Source organism: Streptomyces sp. NBC_00354, from assembly GCF_036106915.1.
Taxonomy (GTDB): Bacteria; Actinomycetota; Actinomycetes; order Streptomycetales; family Streptomycetaceae; genus Streptomyces.
Genome location: NZ_CP107983.1, coordinates 2116693 through 2136366, shown reverse-complemented (window position 1 = coordinate 2136366; position 19674 = coordinate 2116693). Strand labels below are relative to the sequence as shown.

The 19674-nt window shown below is 73.0% G+C and carries 19 protein-coding genes; 9 read left to right on the top strand and 10 right to left on the bottom strand.

Annotation, left to right across the window (positions count from 1 at the left end):
* Nucleotides 1-87: 87 nt before the first annotated feature.
* A complete protein-coding gene (locus tag OHT74_RS09600; RefSeq protein ID WP_328620028.1) occupies nt 88-879 on the bottom strand; it encodes an aminoacyl-tRNA hydrolase in 792 nt (263 codons plus the stop codon).
* A 71-nt stretch (nt 880-950) separates the two neighbouring features.
* Here OHT74_RS09600 and OHT74_RS09595 point away from each other — a divergent pair, with 71 nt between their 5' ends.
* From OHT74_RS09595 to OHT74_RS09580, 4 genes are read left to right on the top strand one after another with little or no spacing between them, the layout of a single operon-like run.
* On the top strand, nt 951-1625 hold the full coding sequence (locus OHT74_RS09595; protein ID WP_266662595.1) for an AIM24 family protein: 675 nt from the start codon (nt 951-953) through the stop codon (nt 1623-1625).
* Nucleotides 1622-2437 (top strand): ABC transporter ATP-binding protein, encoded by an 816-nt coding sequence (locus tag OHT74_RS09590; protein WP_328623289.1) that lies wholly within the window; start codon nt 1622-1624, stop codon nt 2435-2437. Before OHT74_RS09595 ends, OHT74_RS09590 begins: the two co-directional genes overlap by 4 nt.
* Complete coding sequence (locus OHT74_RS09585) at nt 2434-3087, top strand: ABC transporter (protein ID WP_328620027.1); 654 nt, start codon at nt 2434-2436, stop codon at nt 3085-3087. Before OHT74_RS09590 ends, OHT74_RS09585 begins: the two co-directional genes overlap by 4 nt.
* Before the next feature lie 14 nt (nt 3088-3101).
* Nucleotides 3102-3302, top strand: coding sequence for a hypothetical protein (locus OHT74_RS09580; RefSeq protein ID WP_266662591.1), 201 nt, complete (start codon nt 3102-3104; stop codon nt 3300-3302).
* Nucleotides 3303-3320: 18 nt separating this feature from the next.
* On the opposite strand, the gene OHT74_RS09575 is transcribed toward OHT74_RS09580, so the two are convergent.
* The 5 genes from OHT74_RS09575 to zapE all read right to left on the bottom strand — a co-directional run bounded on the left by OHT74_RS09575 (nt 3321) and on the right by zapE (nt 8691).
* Entirely contained in the window at nt 3321-4241 is a 921-nt protein-coding gene (locus OHT74_RS09575; RefSeq protein ID WP_328620026.1) for a polysaccharide deacetylase family protein, read from the bottom strand.
* A gap of 83 nt (nt 4242-4324) precedes the next feature.
* Nucleotides 4325-5287, bottom strand: a complete 963-nt coding sequence (locus OHT74_RS09570; RefSeq protein ID WP_328623288.1) for a PPK2 family polyphosphate kinase — start codon at nt 5285-5287, stop codon at nt 4325-4327.
* Nucleotides 5288-5362: 75 nt separating this feature from the next.
* Nucleotides 5363-6715, bottom strand: a complete 1353-nt coding sequence (locus OHT74_RS09565; protein ID WP_328620025.1) for an alkaline phosphatase PhoX — start codon at nt 6713-6715, stop codon at nt 5363-5365.
* A gap of 368 nt (nt 6716-7083) precedes the next feature.
* A complete protein-coding gene (locus OHT74_RS09560) occupies nt 7084-7509 on the bottom strand; it encodes an OsmC family protein (RefSeq protein ID WP_030154574.1) in 426 nt (141 codons plus the stop codon).
* Between the two features lie 69 nt (nt 7510-7578).
* Nucleotides 7579-8691, bottom strand: a complete 1113-nt coding sequence (gene zapE, locus OHT74_RS09555; RefSeq protein WP_443047325.1) for a cell division protein ZapE — start codon at nt 8689-8691, stop codon at nt 7579-7581.
* Between the two features lie 36 nt (nt 8692-8727).
* Here zapE and OHT74_RS09550 point away from each other — a divergent pair, with 36 nt between their 5' ends.
* From OHT74_RS09550 to OHT74_RS09530, 5 genes are all read left to right on the top strand, one after another.
* A complete protein-coding gene (locus OHT74_RS09550) occupies nt 8728-9546 on the top strand; it encodes a pyrimidine reductase family protein (RefSeq protein ID WP_266997607.1) in 819 nt (272 codons plus the stop codon).
* 148 nt (nt 9547-9694) lie between these two features.
* Nucleotides 9695-10162 (top strand): indole-3-glycerol phosphate synthase, encoded by a 468-nt coding sequence (locus OHT74_RS09545; protein WP_266662583.1) that lies wholly within the window; start codon nt 9695-9697, stop codon nt 10160-10162.
* 82 nt (nt 10163-10244) lie between these two features.
* Complete coding sequence (gene murC / locus OHT74_RS09540; RefSeq protein WP_266662581.1) at nt 10245-11642, top strand: UDP-N-acetylmuramate--L-alanine ligase; 1398 nt, start codon at nt 10245-10247, stop codon at nt 11640-11642.
* 21 nt (nt 11643-11663) lie between these two features.
* Nucleotides 11664-12071, top strand: coding sequence for a peptide-methionine (R)-S-oxide reductase MsrB (gene msrB, locus OHT74_RS09535; RefSeq protein ID WP_266997609.1), 408 nt, complete (start codon nt 11664-11666; stop codon nt 12069-12071).
* Nucleotides 12072-12410: 339 nt separating this feature from the next.
* A complete protein-coding gene (locus OHT74_RS09530) occupies nt 12411-16655 on the top strand; it encodes a serine protease (protein ID WP_328620024.1) in 4245 nt (1414 codons plus the stop codon).
* Between the two features lie 26 nt (nt 16656-16681).
* Here OHT74_RS09530 and OHT74_RS09525 read toward each other — a convergent pair whose 3' ends face one another.
* From OHT74_RS09525 to OHT74_RS09510, 4 genes are all read right to left on the bottom strand, one after another.
* Complete coding sequence (locus OHT74_RS09525; RefSeq protein ID WP_328620023.1) at nt 16682-17425, bottom strand: hypothetical protein; 744 nt, start codon at nt 17423-17425, stop codon at nt 16682-16684.
* 19 nt (nt 17426-17444) lie between these two features.
* Nucleotides 17445-18374 (bottom strand): hypothetical protein, encoded by a 930-nt coding sequence (locus OHT74_RS09520; RefSeq protein ID WP_328620022.1) that lies wholly within the window; start codon nt 18372-18374, stop codon nt 17445-17447.
* Between the two features lie 89 nt (nt 18375-18463).
* Complete coding sequence (locus OHT74_RS09515; protein WP_328620021.1) at nt 18464-18892, bottom strand: helix-turn-helix transcriptional regulator; 429 nt, start codon at nt 18890-18892, stop codon at nt 18464-18466.
* Nucleotides 18889-19524, bottom strand: coding sequence for a helix-turn-helix transcriptional regulator (locus OHT74_RS09510; RefSeq protein ID WP_266662569.1), 636 nt, complete (start codon nt 19522-19524; stop codon nt 18889-18891). The genes OHT74_RS09515 and OHT74_RS09510 overlap by 4 nt, the downstream gene beginning before the upstream one ends.
* Nucleotides 19525-19674: the final 150 nt, after the last annotated feature.

Sequence of the window (19674 nt, the reverse complement as noted above, 5' to 3'; positions counted from 1 at the left end):
TCATCGGTCGTGTGCCGATGTCATCGCCCCGACGGAGTCAGGCCAACCGCGCAAAGGGACGTTCAGAGCAACATTTGAGGTTCCGGGTCAGCGCGGAATTCCGCCGGCGAGCCGCGCCCGCAGGGCCGGATGATCCGCGACCACCGTCGCCGAACCAGGTGCGATCTCCGTGAATCCGGCATCCCGGACCACCGGCAGCCCGCTCCCGCTCAGCTCCGCCCACCGCTCGCGCGCTGCCGTCCGTACGGCCAGCCGGAAACCGGAGTCCTGCCAGGCGGTGCGCTCGGGGCCGGTCAGCTCCCACCACGCCAGCTGTGCCGCGTGCCCGGCCTGGGCCATCGCCTTGCCGGCGGACATCTCCAGGTCCGGGTTGAGCCACAGCACCGCAATACCCGCGGCTGCCGGAGCGACCGGCTCCGGGTCGTCCAGATCGGTACCCGAGACCTGGAGCTTCGCGAGCTCCTTGGGCCAGCCGTCCAACGGCACAGGCGGGAAGACCCGTACCTCCGACATGTCACCGTGCACCGTGACGCCGGGCAGGGTGCCGGCCTTGCGCCACTCCGCCCCGCGCGCCCGCCGCACCACCTTCCGGATCCGCGCGTCCTGCCAGTCCCGGACCGCCTCGGCCCACTCGCCCTCGCCGTGCGCCCGCTCGTCCGTCAGCAGGACCAGCACCGCCCGGGCCGCCGTCTCCAGCGCGTCCGTCCGGGAGGGCGGCCCGGCCTTCTCGATCCGCACCACCAGGGGCAGGACGAACTGCGGTGCCTCGTCGCGGGCGATGTGCGCCTGCCGGAACGGGCTGTCCGCCCCGACTGCGGGTACGTGCGCGGGGCCCTCTGCCGGTACGTCTGAAGTGTGGTTCTGGTGCTGGCTGCTCATCCCGCCAAGGATGCCAGCCTCCAACTTGAGGATGATGCCGCGGGGTCCTGGGCCGGGTGAGGATCGGGGTCATGAAGAGCGATCTTTTTGCGTCCGAGAACCTGGCCCAGCCGTCGGCGGCTCCGGGCATGACCCTGCAGAACGCCAAGTCCGTGAAGTACACCGTCAACGGTGAAATGCTCGCCCGTCAGGGCTCGATGGTCGCCTTCCGGGGGAACCTCCAGTTCGAGCGCAAGGGCCAGGGCATAGGCGGCATGCTGAAGCGCGCCGTCACCGGCGAGGGCCTCGCGCTGATGTCCGTACGCGGGCAGGGCGAGGCCTGGTTCGCGCACCAGGCCGAACAGTGCTTCATCATCGACTTCGAGCCCGGTGACTCGCTGACCATCAACGGCCGCAACGTGCTCTGCTTCGACCCCACGCTCTCGTACGAGATAAAGATGGTGAAGGGCGCCGGCATGACCGGCGGCGGCCTCTTCAACAGCCTCTTCACCGGCACCGGCAAGCTCGCCGTGGTCTGCGACGGCCACCCGATCATCATCCCGGTCACGGCGCAGAACCCCGTGTACGTGGACACCGACGCGGTGGTCGGCTGGAGCGCCCAGCTGGAGACGGGCCTGCACCGCTCCCAGTCGGTCGGCTCGATGATCCGCGGCGGCTCCGGCGAGGCCGTCCAGCTGATGCTGCGCGGCGAGGGCTTCGTCATCGTCCGCCCCAGCGAGGTGACCGAGACGGCGGCGGCCCACTGAAACTCGACGGTGTCGGCCGCCGCTACGGACTGCGGCGGCCCTGGGTGCTGCGCGGGGTCGGCCTGGACCTGCCGCCCGGCGCGCTCGTCCGCATCGAAGGCCGCAACGGCGGCGGCAAGTCCACCCTGCTGCGGATCGTCGCCGGGATCGACACCCCGTCCGAGGGGCGGATCACGGGCCGGCCGCGCCGCACGGCGTATGTGCCCGAGCGCTTCCCCGCGGCGCTGCCGCTCACCGCGACGGCCTACCTGACCCACATGGGCCGGGTGCACGGCCTCCGGCGCGCGCAGGCGGCTGAGGCGGCGGCCCACTGGCTGGAGCGGTTCGGGGCCGCCGCGTACGCGCGCACCCCGCTGGCCGAACTCTCCAAGGGCAGCAGCCAGAAGGTGGCCGTCGCCCAGGCGCTGCTGGCCGAGCCCGGGCTGCTCGTCCTCGACGAGGCCTGGACCGGGCTCGACACCGCCGCCCGCGCCGAGCTGGACCGGGCCGTCGCCGAGCGGACCGACGCCGGGGGCACGGTGGTCTTCGTGGACCACGACCCGGCGCGGCTCGCCGGTGCGGCCGACGCGCACCACCGGGTCGAGGGGGCCGCGCTGGTTCCCGTACGGGAGCCCGCCGACGCGGGGGCGTACGTACGGATCGAGGCCGCCGGGCCGCCCGGCTCCGAGCCGCCCCCGGGGCTGGCCGCCGCGCCCGCGCCCGGCGGGGGTCTGCTGCTGACGGTGCCCGCCGCCCGCTCCGACGCGGTGCTGCGCGAACTGCTCACCGCGCCCGCGCCCTGGCACATCCGCGCCGTGGAGGAACTGCCGTGACAGGCCTGCTGCGTTACCAGTGCGCGCTGCTGCTGCGCTCCCAGCGGTGGATCGCCCCGTTCCTCCTGTACGCGGCCTTCCTGGCCGCCGGGGTGCGGCCGGGCGACCCGCTGCTGGACTCGCTGGGCTTCGCGGCCGCCGGGCTGGTGCCGATCACGGCCTGGCTGGTCCGGGTCTGCGTGACCAACGAGCCCGACGCCGCCCGCGACTGCGCGGCCGCCGCGGCCGGTCCCGTACGGGTGCACGCGGCCGCCCTGCTGGTCGCGCTGGGCGGGGCGCTGCTCGCCGGGGCCGCGGGCGCGGTGGTGGTGCTGCTGATCGGCAACCCCGGGCGCAAAGTGGAGCCGGAGGACGCCGCCCTGGCCGGGGTGCTGGCGGTCCTCGCGTGCGCGCTGACCGGCGCGGCCGTGGGGGCGCTGTGCAGCCGGCCGCTGCTGCGGTCGACGGGGCTCGCGGTCCTGGCGGGCGGCCTGGGATCCCTGCTGGCCTGGGGCATCGCCGGCTCCCCGGCGCGCAGTGCGGTGACCGCACTGGTGGAGGGTTCCCGGGTGGAGGCCGTGACGCTGCCGCTGGCGGCCTTCGCGGGGTCGCTGGTGCTGGCCTGCGGGGCGGGTGCGGTGGCCTGCCTCGTCAGCGCGCGCCGGGGCTGAGTACGCTCGTGGGCATGGACGAAATGGACCGGCAGGCCGAGGCCGAGTCGTACTGCCCAGCCCCGGCGGCGCCGGCCGGGAGGGTGGCCGGGCCGCCGTACGCCGACTGCCTGGAGTGCGGCAAGCCCACCGAGTACGGGGTCGCGACCCCCGGCCGGGTGCTGTGCCCGGTGTGCGAGTGGCAGGACGCGCAGCGCACCGCCTGCTCCGGCTGAGGCGCGGCCCGGCCCGGCCTACTTCCCGATGAGTTCGGACACCTTCACGAAGCGGTAGCCGCGCTTGCGCAGCTCCGGGACGATCTTCCGGATGGCCTCCTCGGTGACCGGCGCGGCGCTGCGCGTGCAGTGCATGACCACCACCGAGCCGGGCTTCACCCCGGCGAGGACCTGCTCGGCCACCGCGTCGGGGTCCTTGGCGAAGGCGTCCCCGCTGACCACGTCCCACTGGACGGCAGTGACCTTGGCCGTGGACACGGTCCGCAGCGCCTGGTCGTCGTAGCAGCCGCCCGGGAAGCGGAAGTACGGGACGGTGTTGACCGCGCCGGCCGTGCGGAAGGCGGCGAAGGCCCGGTCCACGTCGGCCCGCGCGGCGGCGGTGTCGAGCGCGGGGAGCCCGTAGCAGGGCGACGTGAAGGCGTGGTGGCTGTACGAGTGGTTCGCGATCTCGAAGTTCGGGTCGGTACCGATCGACTTGGCCTGGTCCGGGTACTGCTCGGCCCAGCGGCCCGTCATGAAGATCGTCGAGGGCACCTGGAGCTTGCGGAGGGTCGCGATCAGCTGGGGGTTGTCGAAGTGCTCCCCGTCCGCGGCCCGCTGCCCCTGGTCGGAGGTCATGTCGGCGTCGAAGGTCAGCGCGACGGTCTTGTCGGTCTGCTGCTTCGCCCGCTCGAAGACCGGGGTCAGGCCGTTCGGGCCGGGCGCCAGGGTCGGGGCCTTGGCGGGCGGCGGGGCGGCCGCCGGGGAGGAAACGGCTGCCTGCGGCGAGGCGGGGGAGACCGGCGGCGCGGAGGCCCCGGGGGTGCCCATACGGGCCTGGCCGCCGGGACCGGCAGCGGAGCCGGAGGTGCCGCTGCCGCCTCCGCAGCCGGCGAGGGCGGTGCAGAGAGCGGCACCGAGGGCGGCCGCGACCGCCACATTGCGCACAGAAAGGGTCACGCAGGCAAAATATATGACCATCTGCCAAGCGGATCGCAGCGGCGCGGGGGCGGGCCCGGGAATCGCCCGCCCGCCACGCCTCGTCAGGTTTCGAGCAGCCGGGCGCGGCACGCCTCGACGTCGAAGCCGGCCTCGGGATAGCGCGGACCCATCTCCTCCAGGTGCTCCAGCAGCAGCTTGCCGACCGCCCAGTTGCGGTACCACTTGCGGTCCGCAGGGACGACGTACCAGGGTGCGGCATCGCCGGAGCAACGCTCCAGGGCCAGCTCGTACGCGTGCCGGTACTCGGGCCACAGGCCGCGCTCGTCGATGTCGGCCGGGCTGAACTTCCAGTGCTTGTCGGGGTTGTCGAGCCGCTCCAGCAGCCGCTTGCGCTGCTCCTCGTAGCTGATGTGCAGGAGCACCTTCACCACGGTCACGCCGTCCTCCGCGAGGGACTCCTCGAACCGGTTGATCTGGGCGTAGCGGCGGTTCAGCTCGCTGCGCGACACCAGCTCGCGGACGCGGGCGATGAGGACGTCCTCGTAGTGCGAGCGGTCGAAGATCGCGATCTCGCCCGGCTGGGGGAGGGCCTGCTTGATGCGCCAGAGGAAGGGGTGGCTCTGCTCCTCGGGGGTGGGCGCCTTGAAGGCCCTGACGCGGCAGCCCGAGGGGTTGAACAGGCAGGTCACGTGTTTGACCGTACCGCCCTTGCCGCTGGTGTCCATGCCCTGGAGGACGAGCAGGACGCGGCGGCGGTCGCCGGCCGTGCTGGCCGCGTACAGCCGTTCCTGGAGGGAGGCGAGCGGCCCGGCCAGCTGCGCGGTGGCGGCCAGTGCGGCGGCCTTGCCGGCGGGGCCGCCGGGGGTCGCGGCGGGATCGAAGGCGCCGAGGTCGATTCTCCCCCGGCCACCGCCGGGAGGTACCCCCACACCGGAGGGGACGCGGAGCAGCGGACGCAGCGGGGCGTCCGGGGCGGGCGGCTCGGCCCGCCCGGCCGGCTTCGGGGCCTTGCCGCCCTTCCCGTCCTTGTCGCTCTCGTCCTTCTTCTTGGTCTTCTTGGCCACCGTCACCTACCCCGATCCGGTCGATTCCCCCCGATCCTCCACCACATCGGACGGGGTCGCGAGGGCGCGGCCGGTTCAGCGCCAGGGGCCCGTCACGGCGAAGGTGGTCCCCGGCGCGTAGGCGTTGACGTACATCGTTCGCCCGTCGGGGGAGAAGGTGACCCCGGCGAACTCCCCCCACTCCGGGGCCCCGAGCCGGCCGATGTCGTCGGCGTTGCGGGCCATCGGGTAGACCTCGCCGGCCGGGGTGACGCCGAAGACGTACTGGGCCCCGCCGCCGTCCTCGCACACCATCAGGCCGCCGTCCGGGGCCAGGCAGATGTTGTCGGGGGAGTCCCCGGGCAGCTGGACGTCGGCGGCCGGGCCGAACAGCACGTCCAGGCGGATCGTGGCGCGCCGCGGGTCGTGGAACCACACCTGGCCGTGGTGGTCGGCGGCCGCGCCCTCGAGGGTGCGGGCGTAGCTGGAGACGAAGTGGACGCCGCCGTCGCCCCAGTAGCAGCCCTCCAGCTTCTGCGCGTGGGTGATCCCGCCCGGCCCGAAGTCCTGGAACCGGATCGGGGTGTCGGCCGCGGAGGGGTCCGGTACGGGGACCCACTCGACCGGGAACTCGGCGCCGGGCTCGTCCACGACGGAGAGGTCCGGGACGCCGGGGACGCGCATGGCGTGGAGGGCGCCGCCGGCGCGGAGGGAGCCGGGGCCGCGGAGGGGCTGCGCGGGCAGGAAGCGGTAGAAGAGACCGAAGGGCTCGATGAAGGCGTCCTCGGTCTCGTAGACGGTCCCGCGGTACGGGTCCACGGCGACGGCCTCGTGCGCGAAGCGGCCCATCGCGGTGAGCGGGACGGCGCCGGAGCGGTGCGGGTCGGCGGGGTCGACCTCGAAGACGTAGCCGTGGTCCTCGGTGTACCCGGAGGTCCCGGCCCGGTCCTCGGTCTCCTCGCAGCTGAGCCAGGTGTTCCAGGGGGTGCGGCCACCCGCGCAGTTGACGGCGGTGCCGGCGAGGGCGACGCGCTCGGCGGTGACGCTGCCGCTCGGGTCGAGGTCGAGGAGGGTGCAGCCGCCGAGGGCGTGGGGGTCGTACGTGAGGCCGCCGACGGCGGGGACGCGGAGGGCGGCGGTGGTGCGGTTCTCGTGGTTGCGGACCAGGCGGACGCGGCCGGAGCCCGCGTCGAAGGCGGCCATGCCGTCGCAGTTGGCCGGTACGGCGCCCTCGCCGGAGCGGAGGGGGTCGCCGGCGCGGGAGAGCACCCGGTAGCGGAACCCGGCGGGGAGGTCGAGCAGCTTGTGGGGGTCGGGGAGCAGCGGCCCGTACCCCTGCCGGGGCGGGGTGGCGTGGGAGCTCCCGGCGAAGAGGGCGCCGAGGGCTCCGGTGAAGGCGATCCCGATGCCGGTGCCGGCGGCGAGCAGGGTGCGGCGGGTGACGGACATCGGCGGCTCCCGGGGCGAGGGGGTGACGGGGCCGTGTTACCACGCGGCCCCGCGCCCCGCGCCCGGACGCGCCGAGCCGCGGCCCCGCTGTCGGGGACCGGCCCCCCCGCGCCTCGATCGCCGGCGGGGCCGGAATTCGGCTCGTCGCCGTGCAGCGGCCGGCCCCCCGGGTGGGTACAGCCGGCCCCGCCGGCGCTTGAGGCGCGGGTCCGGGCAGAGCCCGGGGAACGGTGGAAGGGCGGGCAGGGGACTGCTCCGCGCAGCGGCTGCGCCTGCCGCCGTCGGGCGAACCGCCGGGCCGTCAGGTGGGCGCCCGCCCCGGCGGGCCCGGGCGAGGCGCCCCGCCAGGGGCCCCGCCGGGGCCGGCGTCAGATCAGCTCTGCGCTCAGGGTGATCGTCGTGCCCGTCAGGGCCTGGCTGACCGGGCAGTTCTTCTTCGCGTCCTCCGCGGCAGCGGCGAAGCCCTCCGCATCCAGGCCCGGGACCTCGGCGCGCACCGTCAGGTGGATGCCCGTGATGCCCTCACCCGGCTGGAAGGTCACATCGGCCTTGGTCTCCACCCGGGTGGGCGGGGTGCCGGCACCGTCCAGGCCGTGCGAGAGCGCCATCGAGTAGCAGCTGGAGTGCGCGGCGGCGATCAGCTCTTCCGGGCTGGTCTTGCCGTTCGCGGCCTCGGCGCGCGAGGGCCAGGAGACGTCGAACGAGCCCCGACCCGAGGAGTCGAGGGTGACGACACCGGAGCCCTTGAGCAGGTTGCCTTCCCAGTTGGTGTGCGCGGTACGCGTGGTGGCCATGGTGGATCCCTTCGGAGGAAGTGGGAACGGCCGGACCGTCCCCACAGGGAACGGCCGGCGCCTCCAAACCTACTGGGACACCAGGGGTTTCGCGTCGCGTGCCAGTGCGGTGAGCCTCGAGATGGCCCGGAAGTACTTCTTGCGGTAGCCGCCGTTCAGCATTTCTTCACTGAAGAGCTTGTCGAAGGGGACGCCCGATGCCAGGACCGGTATCTCGCGGTCGTACAACCGGTCCGCCAGGACCACGAGGCGCAGGGCCGTCGACTGGTCCGGGACCGGGCCGACGTCGGTCAGGCAGACCGCCGATATGCCGTCCGTGAGGGCGCCGTACCGGCTGGGGTGGACCCGGGCCAGGTGTTCGAGGAGGCCCGGGAAGTCGTCCAGGCTCGCGCCCTCGGTCGCGTACGCGGCCTTGGCCACCTGCTCGTCCGAGAACGGCGCCGGTGCCTCCGGCAGGCCGCGGTGGCGGTAGTCCTGGCCGTCGATGCGCAGGGGGCGGAAGTGCGCGGAGAGCCCCTGGATCTCCCGCAGGAAGTCCGCGGAGGCGAACCGGCCCTCGCCGAGCTTGCCGGGCAGGGTGTTGGAGGTGGCGGCGAGCGCCACGCCCTGCTCGACGAGGCGGCTGAGCAGCGAGGAGACGAGGACGGTGTCGCCCGGGTCGTCCAGTTCGAACTCGTCGATGCACAGGAGGCGGTGGCCGCCGAGGGTCTGGACCGTCTGCTGGAAGCCGAGCGCGCCGACCAGGTTGGTCAGCTCCACGAAGGTGCCGAAGGCCTTCAGCGCGGGCTCGGCCGGGGTGGCGTGCCACAGGGAGGCCAGCAGGTGGGTCTTGCCGACGCCGTAGCCGCCGTCGAGGTAGACCCCGCGCGGGGCGGTCGGAACCGGGGCCTTCTTCGCGAACCAGCGGCGCTTGCCGCCGCCGCTCGCGTGGGCTCCGCCCAGCCCGGCGGCGAAGCCGCTGAGCACGGTGACGGCCTCGGACTGGCTCGGCTGACCGGGGTCCGGGTTGTACGTGTCGAAGCGCACCGAGTCGAAGCGGGGCGGCGGCACCATCTCGGCCACCAGCCGTTCGGCGGGCACCCGCGGCTCGCGGGCGCACAGGGCCTGCGGGCCGACTTCGGCCGGGCCGGCTATCGGGGGTCGCCCGTAGGTGGATCCGGAGGTGGAGAGTGATGTTGACACAGCTCTTAACTCTACGGGGCGTGGCACACTGCACCGATGCGACGCCTGTTCCCTGTGACCGATCAGACATCAGCCGATCAGACACCAGCCGGTCGGACATCGGCCCCGGCGGCTCCCACGGACCGCGGTGACCGCGAGTGGTCGCTGGACGAGCTGGCGGATGCGTACGCGTACCCCGAGCTCGGCCCGGAGGGCCACTGGCTACGGGCCAACATGGTCTCCACCCTGGACGGCGCGGCCCAGCACGACGGGCGCTCGCAGCCGATCTCCGGCGAGACCGACATGCGGATCTTCGGCACCCTGCGGGCGCTGGCCGATGTGGTGGTCGTCGGAGCCGAAACGGTTCGCCAGGAGGGCTACCGCCCGGCCCGGGCCCGGGAGGCCTTCGCGGCCCGGCGCGCTGCCGCCGGGCAGGGTCCCGCGGCCGCCATCGCGGTGGTCACGGCCAGTCTCGACCTGGACTTCTCGCTTCCCCTCTTCACCTCCCCCCTGGTGCCCACCCTCGTGGTGACCGGGGCGACCGCGCCCGCCGACCGGGTGGCCGCGGCCGCCAAGGCCGGGGCCGAGGTCGTGGTGGCCGGCAGCGGGGCCGGCGCGGATCCGGCCCGGGTGGTGCGGGAGCTCGCGGACCGGGGGCTGCGCCGCCAGCTCACCGAGGGCGGGCCCCGGCTGCTGGGGCAGTTCGTGGCCGCCGACGCGCTGGACGAGCTGTGCCTGACGATCTCGCCGATGCTGGCTGCGGGCGGTGCCCAGCGCATCTCCGGAGGGCCTTCGGTCGCCGTGCCGCACCGGCTGGCGCCCGCCTCCGTACTGGAGGAGGCCGGGTTCCTCTTCACGAGCTACCGTCGGATCTGAGCAAGGGGCGGAATTTCTTGTTCCGCTTAGCTTCCGGTGGGCACATACCTGGGCAACATATCCCCGCAAGGCCCCGTGTGAGAGCGGGGCAGGATGGTTTCCGCAGGGGCCGGCCGACCGGCCCTGGCCCATGAAGGAGAGGGCGTCCGTGTTCACGAGCGTATTGATGATCGAGCAGCCGCTGACCAGCGTCGACGTGGACTTCGTCACCAGCCTGCACGGGGACGACCCGGTCTCCTTCCTTGTCCTCATGCAGCCCCGGGGCGACCAGGACCGGCTGCTGCGCGCCATCGACGACGTGGCGCTCGGCGAGCTCCCCGAGGCGCTCCGCGAGGGCGACGTACCCGAGGGCCACGCCGCCCGAGGCCCGGCCGAGCAGGCCCTCGTGCTCTCTCTGGAGGCCCTGCGCAAGAAGGGCGCCAAGGCCAGCGGGCAGATCATCGAGGACCACCCGCTCGACAAGCTGAAGAGCGTCGTGGAGGAGTCGAACGCCGACGAGGTGATCGTTCTGACCGCCCCGCACTTCGTCGAGGAGTTCTTCCACCGGGACTGGGCCTCCCGCGCGCGCCACAAGGTCGGGGTTCCGGTGCTCAAGCTCTTCGCCCACAACGAATAGGCTGGCGTCCGACACACGCGCCGGGACGGTCCGCACCGCCGAGACCCCCGACGTACCGACCCGCACCTTGGGGAGATCCCGTATGACGCCGCCCGGCCTGCCGAACGCCATGGAACGCCCGCACTTCATCGGCATCGGCGGCGCCGGGATGTCCGGCATCGCGAAGATCCTCGCCCAGCGCGGCGCGCAGGTCGCCGGCAGCGACGCCAAGGACTCCGAGACGGCCGGGGCGCTGCGCGCCCACGGCGCCACGGTCCACATCGGGCACGCGGCCGGCCACCTCGCAGACGACGCCACCTGCGTCGTCGTCTCCAGCGCCATCCGCGCCGACAACCCGGAGCTGGCCCGCGCCGCCGAGCTCGGCATCCCCGTCGTGCACCGCTCCGACGCCCTGGCCGGCCTGATGGACGGCCTGCGGCCGATCGCGGTCGCCGGTACGCACGGCAAGACCACCACCACCTCGATGCTGGCGGTGTCCCTGTCGGCCCTGGGCCTGGACCCCTCGTACGCCATCGGCGGGGACCTGGACGCCCCCGGCTCCAACGCCCACCACGGCGGGGGCGACATCTTCGTGGCCGAGGCGGACGAGAGCGACCGCAGCTTCCACAAGTACACCCCGCAGGTCGCGATCATCCTCAACGCGGAGCTCGACCACCACGCGAACTACGCGTCGATGGACGAGATCTACGAGTCCTTCGAGACCTTCGTCGGCAAGATCGTGCCCGGCGGCACCCTGGTCGTCGCCCACGGCCAGGCCGGCGCCGCCGAGATCGCCGGCCGGGTCCGCGGCACCGAGGGCCTGAACGTCGTCACGTACGGCGAGGAGGAGGGCGCCGACGTCCGGATCACAAAGATCACCCCGCGTGGTCTGACCAGCGAGGTCACCGTGGTCATCGACGGCCGGATGCTCACCTTCACCGTCTCCGTGCCCGGGCGCCACTACGCGCACAACGCCGTCGCGGCCCTCGCCGCCGGTGTCGCCCTCGGCATCCCGGCGCACAACCTGGCCTCCGCCCTCGGCAAGTACACCGGCGTCAAGCGCCGCCTCCAGCTCAAGGGCGAGGCCGCGGGCGTGCAGGTCATCGACTCCTACGCGCACCACCCGACCGAGATGACCGCCGACCTCGAGGCCATCCGGGGCGCCGCCGGGGACTCCCGGATCCTGGTCGTCTTCCAGCCGCACCTCTTCTCCCGCACCCAGGAGCTGGGCAAGGAGATGGGCCAGGCCCTCTCCCTCGCCGACTCCGCCGTGGTCCTGGACATCTACCCGGCCCGCGAGGACCCGATCCCGGGCATCACCAGCGAGATCATCATCGCGGCGGCCCGTACCGCGGGCGCCGACGTCACCGCCGAGCACGACAAGGGCGCCGTCGCCGACGTCATCGCGGGAATGGCGAAGCCCGGTGATCTCGTTCTCACCATGGGCGCGGGTGACGTCACGGACCTGGGTCCGGCGATCCTCGCCCGCCTGACGGACTGAGAACGAGGGAGCGGAAGAGTCATGTCGTACGAGGTCGAGAAGACGGACGAGCAGTGGCAGGCGGAGCTGACGCCGTCCGAGTACCAGGTGCTGCGCCTGGCCGGCACCGAGCCGGCGTTCCGCGGTGAGTACACCGACACCAAGACGGCCGGCGTCTACTCCTGTCGCGCCTGCGGCTCCGAGCTCTTCCGCTCCACCGAGAAGTTCGAGTCGCACTGCGGCTGGCCGTCCTTCTTCGACCCGAAGGACTCCGACGCCGTCGAGCTGAAGGCGGACGTCTCGCACGGGATGGTCCGCACCGAGGTGCTGTGCGCGAAGTGCGGCTCCCACCTGGGCCACGTCTTCGAGGGCGAGGGCTACCCCACGCCCACCGACCAGCGCTACTGCATCAACTCCATCTCGCTGCGGCTGACCCCCGACGAGAGCTGAGCACACCTCCGGGCCTGCGCCCCACCCTGCGCACGATGTCGCCCCGCCGGGCTGTTGCCCGGCGGGGCGACGGCTTCCGATCGGGGCGATCCGGTGGAAACCCTGCGCGGCACCGGGGGCCGGAGGTACTTTCCGACCACCTGTCAGACGTGCACCTGTCAGATCCGGCCGGTGGGCGAAGGCACGTGGAGGCGGGGCCGGGTGCCCCGGAGGGGGAAGCATGGCGTACCTCGTGGAGTTGCCCGTGTCGGTCGTGGACGGCGCCACCGCTCCACCGCCGCCCCCGCCGCCGGCTCCCTCGGATGCGGCGGATGCAGCGGAGCCCGGGGAGTCCGCGCCGTGAGCGACGCAGCGCCGTTAGCAGGGGAGAGGCCCGGGCCCAAGGCCCTCGATGCGGCCCTGCTGCGGATCCGCGACGCCCGGGGCGAACCCGTCGGCCTGGGCTTCCTGGTCTCTCCCGGACTCGCCCTCACCTGCGCTCACGTGGTCTCGGCCGCGCTCAGCACGCCGCACGGCGCCGAGCCGCCCCCCTCGGCCCGCCTCCACGTCGACCTGCCGCTGCTTCCCGGCGGGCAGCGCGGCGGTAGCGGCGGCGTGACGGCGAGCGTCGCGAACTGGGTGCCGCCGCAGCAGTCCGGCGCCGGCGACATGGCCGTGCTGCGACTGAGCGCGCCGCTGCCCGGGGGCCGGCCCGTCAGGCTGGTCGAGACCCAGCACGAGGACGTGTGGGACCACCCGGTGCGGGCCTTCGGCTTCCCGGCGGGCCGCCCGGACGGGGTGTGGCATTCCGCCGTCCTGCGGGAGGGGCAGGCCACCGGATGGATCCAGGCGGATCCCGCCTCCCGGGAGGGATATCGGGTCACCCGGGGATTCAGCGGCAGCCCGGTGTGGGACGACCGGCTCGGGGGCGTGGTCGGCATGATGGTGCAGGCCGAGGCCGCAGAGCCCGGAGTGAGCTATCTGATCCCCACGACCGGTCTGCTGGCCGCGTGGCCCGGACTGGCCGAGCTGGCCCTGCCGCCCTCGCCGTTCCGCAGCCTCTCGGCCTTCCAGGAGTCCGACGCGGCCGTCTTCCACGGCAGGAGGCCGGAGAGCAAGGCCCTGGCCGCGGAACTCACCGGCCGGCGGTGGATCACCCTCGTGGGCCCCTCCGGCTCGGGCAAGTCCTCACTGGCCCTGGCCGGGATCGTGCCGCGCCGACGCGCAGCCGGCGACGCGGTGGTCGTCCTGCGCCCCGACTCCGGCCGTACTCCGCTGACCGCCCTGGCCGCCGTACTGCTGCCCCTGCTGGAGCCCGGTCTGTCCGAGACCGAACGACTGACCCGGCTTCCCGCCGTGGCCGGGGCGCTGGCCGACGGCGGCCTGGCCGACATCGCGGCGGCGCTCACGGCCCGGGACCACACCCGTCGACTGCTCGTCGTGGTCGACCAGTTCGAGGAACTGCTCGCGCGTGGTCCGGCGGCCGTGGACCAGCTGGCCGCCGTGCTCTACCACGATGCCCTGCCGTCGGACGTCAGGGTGCTGACCACCCTGCGCGCGGACTTCCTGGAAGCCGCACTGGACCACGAGGGCCTGGGGGAGGTCCTCAGGAGCGGAATCCACTACCTCGCCCCGCTCGGACCCCGGCAGCTCCGCGAGGCCGTGACCGCTCCGGTCGCCGCCGTGCCCGGCGTACGGTACGAGGCAGACCTCGCCGACCGCATCCTGGCCGACACCGGCACCGGGCACGGGGCCCTGCCCCTGCTGGGTTTCACCCTGGACCAGCTGTGGCAGCGCCAGAACGGCGGACTGCTGACCCACGGGGCGTACGGGGCCCTCGGCGGTGTCACCGGCGCGCTGTCCGCCTACGCCGAGGAGGTGTGGGAGGCGTACGTGCCGGCCTCGGACGCCGGGGCGGCACGGCGGCTGTTCACCCGGCTCATCCGGGTACCGATCGGCTCGGCGGCCGCGACCCGCCGCACCGCGGCGCGCCGGGAGCTGGGGGAGGACGAAGCGCGGATCGCGCAGGCCCTCGCCGCCACCCGGCTGCTGGTCGCCGCCACCGATGCCGAAGGTACCGAGACCGTCGAACTCGCCCACGAGGCACTGATCACCGGTTGGACGAGGCTGGCGGGGTGGGCGGCGGTCGACCGGTCCTTCCTCGGCTGGCGCGAGTCCCTGCGGCACGACATGGACCGCTGGGAGTCCGGCGGCCGTGCCCCCGAGCTCCTGCCGTCCGCCTCCGCGCTGGCGGGCGCCCGGCAGTGGCTGGAGGCGCGCGGCGCCGAACTGACCGAAACGGAACGCGACTACCTGGAACGGGGCCACACGCACCACCGCTCCCGCACCCGCATCCGCCGGGTGTTGGTCTCCATCGGCGTGAGCAGCTTGGTGCTGGCCCTGGTCTTCGCGGGGATGTTCGCGTACGCCAGCGATCAAAGCCGCAAACGCGACGCACTGGCCGGTTCCCGCGCCCTGGCACAGGTCGCGCAGGACGAGGCGGTCAACGACCCGGTCCGGGGCGTCATGCTCGCGATCTCCGCGTACGACACGGCGCCGACGGAGGAGGCGCGCAACCAGCTGCTGCGCCAGTACCTGACGTACTCGGACGCGGACCGCGTGCTGTCCGGACCGTCGGGACCGATCGCGCAGTTCGACACCAGCCGGGACGGCGAGGTGGTGTTCGCGCGGTCGACCGCGGGCCGCGCCGTGATCATCGTGCACGCCGCCTCGGGCACGGTGCGCAGCGAACTGCTCGACGTGAAGCAGGTGGTCACCGCCTTGGTCTCGCCGGACGGCAGCCGGGCCGCGTTCGTCGCCGACAACGGAAGCGGCGGCTGGTTCGAGGTGCACGCCGACGGGGACCGGATCAGCGGGCCCGTGCACCGGCTGCCGAGGGTGGCGGGCGCGCAGCAGTTCGGCGACCCCGCGCGAGGAATGGCGATGTCGGCGGACGGCCGCCGGGTCGCCGTGACGACGGAGAACAGCCTGGTCTGGTGGGACCTGGACACGGGCGCGCAGGGCGGATCGGTACCGCTCCCCGGCCGGCCGAACGGAAGCGTGTGGTTCGCGCCTGACAACCGGACGCTGCTGGCGGGACTCTGGCGGGGCGAGGACATCGACCAGGGGCAGCGCCTCGTCGCCCTCGACCCGGCCGGCGGTGCGCCCCGTGAAGTGGTGGGCGAGGCGTACGAGTTCGTCCCCTCCGGCGACCGGGCCAAGGTCATCGTCTGCCGGAAGCAGGGTGACGGCTCCGTCTTCAGCCGGCTCCGGCTCTCCGACGGCGCCCAGGAGGGCGGCCAGTACGTCGCGAAGAACTTGTGCCCCGACGGGGTAGTCGACGAGACCGGGCGCAGGATCGCACTCAAGGGCATCGACGGCCTGGTATTGGCCGACCTGGACGAGCAGAAGGAGATCGCCCGCGCCACGGCCCGCGACGGGACCAGCTCCAACTCCCTGCACCTGGTGTCCCGGGAGGGGAAGCTGTACCTCGCGACGATGAGCAACAGCACCCCGTGGATCGCCCACACCCGGATCTGGCCCGCGCCGCAAAGGCTCGATGCGAGCGAGCAGCGGCTGACCTCCGACGGCAGCAGGACGATCACCCTGCTCAAGGGCGGCGCGTCCCTGCAGCTGCGGCCCGCGGCGGTGGACGACGACCGGCTGCTCGCCGAGGCGCCGCGGCCGCAGCCGTACTTCGAACCCAAGAACCCCAGACTCCTGCTGCGCCGGGACGGCAGGCTCCTCGCCGACCGGGACGGGAAGAACACGGTCTCCGTCCGCGAGGTGTCCACCCTGCGGCAGACCGTCCGGATATCCACCGCGATGCCACCGTCCGACGACGCGTTCGGATACTACTTCCACCGGGACGGGAAGCTGGTGACCTACGCGGGGACGAAGGTGCAGCAGTGGGACCCGGAGACGGGGAAGGAGCTCGCGCACTTCGATGCCAAGGACCTGCTCCCCGCGAGCGGCACCGCGGACAGGGCCCCGGCCGTGAGCGTCGTCCCCTATCCGGTCGCGAACCAGGTGTTCGTGTTCGTCCCCGGCGATCCGGTCGTGCGCATCGCCGACGTCACCACGGGCCGCACGGTCGCGACGGTTCAGGTCGCCGAGGACGCGATCGGCGTCCAGTTCGAGCCCAGCGGCCGCTACTTCGCACTGATGAGGAGCGGCGGGATCATCGAGTTGTGGCGAAGGGACCCGCTGCGCAGGGAGCTGGGACCGCTGCCCAGCGTCGGTGACTCGGCCGGCACGCAGTTCGTCGCATGGTTCGTCGACAGCGACGGCCGCTACGTGGTGGCCGCCAACAGCACCATCCGCACCTTCCGGGTCGGGGCCCAGGCCTATCTGGACTCCTACGATTTCGGCCAGACCAAAGACCGCTTGGGCGGCCGGGGCGGGTACCAGTTCATGGATCTCTCGGACGACGGCAAAACAGTGATCTACCTCGACCCGAAGGGCAGCGGCGGCCCGCTGCGCCTCGACCCCGGCTTCTGGCAGCGCGAACTGTGCAAGCTCATCGGCGGCCGCGAGTTCACTGCCGAAGAGCGGCGGACCCTGCCGGTCCGCGTGCCGACCCGGCCGGTCTGTGAAGGCCGGTAGCCGAGGTGGCTGCGCGGGCTACCGGGTCAGACCGCGACGCGGTCCACGGCGGGGAGGAACTGGTCGTAGAAGCGGGTCTTGAGCTGGAGGGCCCGCTCCTCCAGCTCCCTGAAGCAGTCGGTCGACTCCTCCTGGGCGAGGAGTTCGGTCACCCGCGTGGCCAGGCGGTCGGAGTGGGAGCCGGACAGCAGGGAGAGCGTCGCCAGGGAGTGCGTCTTCGCATCGTGGACGTGGTGCGGGTAGTAGAAGCGGGAGCGGTTCCTGCCCTCGTCGGTCAGCAGGGGAGCCATCCGCTCCCACAGCCGGCCGTACTCGACGGAGACGAGCACCTCGCCCCAGAACCGCAGGACCGTCAGCAGCCGCAGGTCGGCATTCGCGTGGCCGCCCGCGTCGGCGATCAGCTCCAGGGTGTCCTCGATGGCCTGCCGCGTCTCCGCCGTGGGCCGCGAGGCCACCAGGGCGGAGCGGGAGATCCCCAGCCGGCTCATGTCCTGCGTCATGTCCTCCCGGTGCGAGGGCGTCCGGCCGCTGCCGTCCGGATACTCCTCGCGCAGGATGACCCGGGCGATCCGCAGCCCCGCCTCGTCGCGCAGCAGGTCGATCGCGAGGTCGTAGGAGGGGGTGAAGGCGAGCGAGACGAAGCGCCGCTGGAGCAGGAGCTCGGCGAAGTCCTCGTCCGGGAGCCCGGTCACGTTCGCCAGGACCGGATGCTCCTTGAACCGCTCGATGAGAGCGTCCTCGAACCGGTCCAGATCGTGCAGATCGTGCATGGCCGTACCTTTCCGTGGATCACAGGCTGATGTTTGCCACCGACGTGCGCCAGTCGAGGAGATCCACGTCCTTGCCGATGCTCCACAGCGTGCGCAGCTCCTGCTGGACCTCTTCGCCCATGACGGTGTCGCCGCCGTCGATCTCGATCTGAGTGGAATCGATGGCGAGTTGGCCGTGCAGGAACGAGCTGACCAGCAAATGCTGGTCGACCTTGAACACGGCGATGGAGGGCAGGGAGTTGTAGAGCCGCACCTTGAGCCGTGCCCGGCTCTCGGCAGGAATGTCCCCGTTCAGCTGGGCGAGTCCGGCGAGGCAGGATTCGACGCTCGCCTTCACGTTCACCGCGAGTGCCGGATCGCGCACCGCCCTGAGCGCCTCGTCACGCAGCCCCGCCACCGGCGAGGAGGGATGCAGAAGCAGGATGCGTACGCTGACCTGCTGATCGACGAGCGCCTTGCGCAAGGCGGCCCTGAGGTGGTGCAGGTTGGGAATCCACGTCTGCAGGATCACCAGCTCGTCCCCGGCGCGCTCCAGGAACCCGGTGAACGCTTCCTCGGGGAAGCGGCTGTGGACCCCGACCACGCCGCCGTAGTGCTGCCGCTTGAGGCGCTGGGCGATGGCGTCGACGTCGAGCTTGGAGAGGTGCGCCTCGACGTTTTCGTTCAGGGTGTCGATCTTCGTCCGGACGCTGGTGTCCAGGGCTTTGACGTCGTCCTGTACGTCGTCGAGCCGTTTCAGGCGGTCGAGTTCCAGCAACAGGAACACCGTGACCGTGCTCAGGATGAGCAGGGTGACTTTGGGGAGCGCGCCTCCGGGGGCGAGTGCGTCGAGCCAGCCGAAGAGGTCCGCCAGCAGGACCACCACACCCGACGTGGCCAGCAGGCCGAGCGCGATCTGCTCCACCCTCCGGCGGACGTCCGCGCTCCGACGGCGCGTTTCGTTGCTCATGTCACCCCAACCCCCGGCCCGATCCGCCTACTTGATCGCGACCGTACACCCGCGGCGCGATGGGCAAGGGCGGCTTTCCGGCCAACACCTCAGATGAGGCTGTGGCGGACCGCACAGGCCACGGCGTGGGCGCGGTTGCGGGCCTGGAGACGGGACATCAGCTCGTAGATCACGTTCTTGATCGTGTGCTCCGAGCAGGACAGGGTGCGGGCGATCACCGCGTTGCCGTGGCCCTCCGCCATCAGTGTGAGCACCGCGGTCTGGCGGGCCGTGAGCCGGGGGGCGTCCGGCGGGGTCGCGGACCGGGGCCCCGGTGCGGCCCCGGCGGTGGGTCCGGCGGCGGTGCCGGTGCCGATGCCGATGGCCGTGCCGGCGGTCGTGGCCGCGCCGAGCAGGCGGACCAGGGCCGGGTACGGCATCCGGCCGTCCCCGGCCTGACGCAGCAGGCTCAGGCGGTCCGGCGCCGCCGGGACCCGTACGGGCGCGCTCTCGCGCGTGAGTTCGGCGACGGCGCTCACAGCAGGCCCACCCGGAGGGCGTAGGCGACCGCGTGCGCGCGGTTGCGCAGCCGGAACCGCTGGGTGATGTCGTGGACGACGCTCGTCACGGTGCGCGGCGAGTAGCACAGCTGCTTGGCTATCTCGTTCGTCTCGTGGCCGTCGGCGACCAGGCGCAACACGCTGCGCTCCCGGTCGCTCAGGCCCGCCGCCGCCCACGGATCCGTACCCCCGTCGGACCCGCTGCCCGCCCGGCCGCCGGCGCCGGAGCGCTCCAGCAGCCGGTCCAGCAGATCCGGCGGCAGCGTGCAGTCGCCGCGGGAGGCGGCCAGTACGGCGCGCGAGAGCCGATTGACGTCCGCCTCGCGGCGGCGCAGCAGCCCGCGGGCGCCGGCCGCTATGGCGTGCAGGGCGCCGTCGGGCGCCAACTCGCCCGCCACCAGCACCACATCGGGGCGGGCCGGGGCGTCGCGGACGGTGCGCAGCACGTCGAGCTCCGGCCGGCCGACCTGGTCCACGGTCATGACCACGACCCGCGGTGCGCCGCCGGGCGCCGTCAGGCACACCTCCGGGCAGGCGAACAGGGTGCTCTTGGTTCCGGCTTCCAGCACGGGGTCGAATGCGACGACGTCGACAGGGACGGGTACTCCCACCAGGTCCTCCGATGATCATCCGCCGGCCGGGGTAGCCGGACGGGCGGAAGGGGCACTGGACACAGGCTGCCGGGCGCCGGCCGGGTGGGGCATCGGGCCCCGGCCCCCACATTTCCTGAACGTGCCCCTCCGCAGGCACGGATCCTGCGC

Excerpts from the sequence above, each read along its gene's own strand:
- OHT74_RS09560 (WP_030154574.1), bottom strand. The coding sequence starts at position 7,509 with ATGGCCACCACGCGTACCGCGCACACCAACTGGGAAGGCAACCTGCTC.
- OHT74_RS09600 (WP_328620028.1), bottom strand. The coding sequence starts at position 879 with ATGAGCAGCCAGCACCAGAACCACACTTCAGACGTACCGGCAGAGGGC.
- murC (WP_266662581.1), top strand. The coding sequence starts at position 10,245 with ATGACGCCGCCCGGCCTGCCGAACGCCATGGAACGCCCGCACTTCATC.
- OHT74_RS09550 (WP_266997607.1), top strand. The coding sequence starts at position 8,728 with ATGCGACGCCTGTTCCCTGTGACCGATCAGACATCAGCCGATCAGACA.
- OHT74_RS09520 (WP_328620022.1), bottom strand. The coding sequence starts at position 18,374 with ATGAGCAACGAAACGCGCCGTCGGAGCGCGGACGTCCGCCGGAGGGTG.
- msrB (WP_266997609.1), top strand. The coding sequence starts at position 11,664 with ATGTCGTACGAGGTCGAGAAGACGGACGAGCAGTGGCAGGCGGAGCTG.
- OHT74_RS09580 (WP_266662591.1), top strand. The coding sequence starts at position 3,102 with ATGGACGAAATGGACCGGCAGGCCGAGGCCGAGTCGTACTGCCCAGCC.
- OHT74_RS09565 (WP_328620025.1), bottom strand. The coding sequence starts at position 6,715 with ATGTCCGTCACCCGCCGCACCCTGCTCGCCGCCGGCACCGGCATCGGG.
- OHT74_RS09525 (WP_328620023.1), bottom strand. The coding sequence starts at position 17,425 with ATGCACGATCTGCACGATCTGGACCGGTTCGAGGACGCTCTCATCGAG.
- OHT74_RS09595 (WP_266662595.1), top strand. The coding sequence starts at position 951 with ATGAAGAGCGATCTTTTTGCGTCCGAGAACCTGGCCCAGCCGTCGGCG.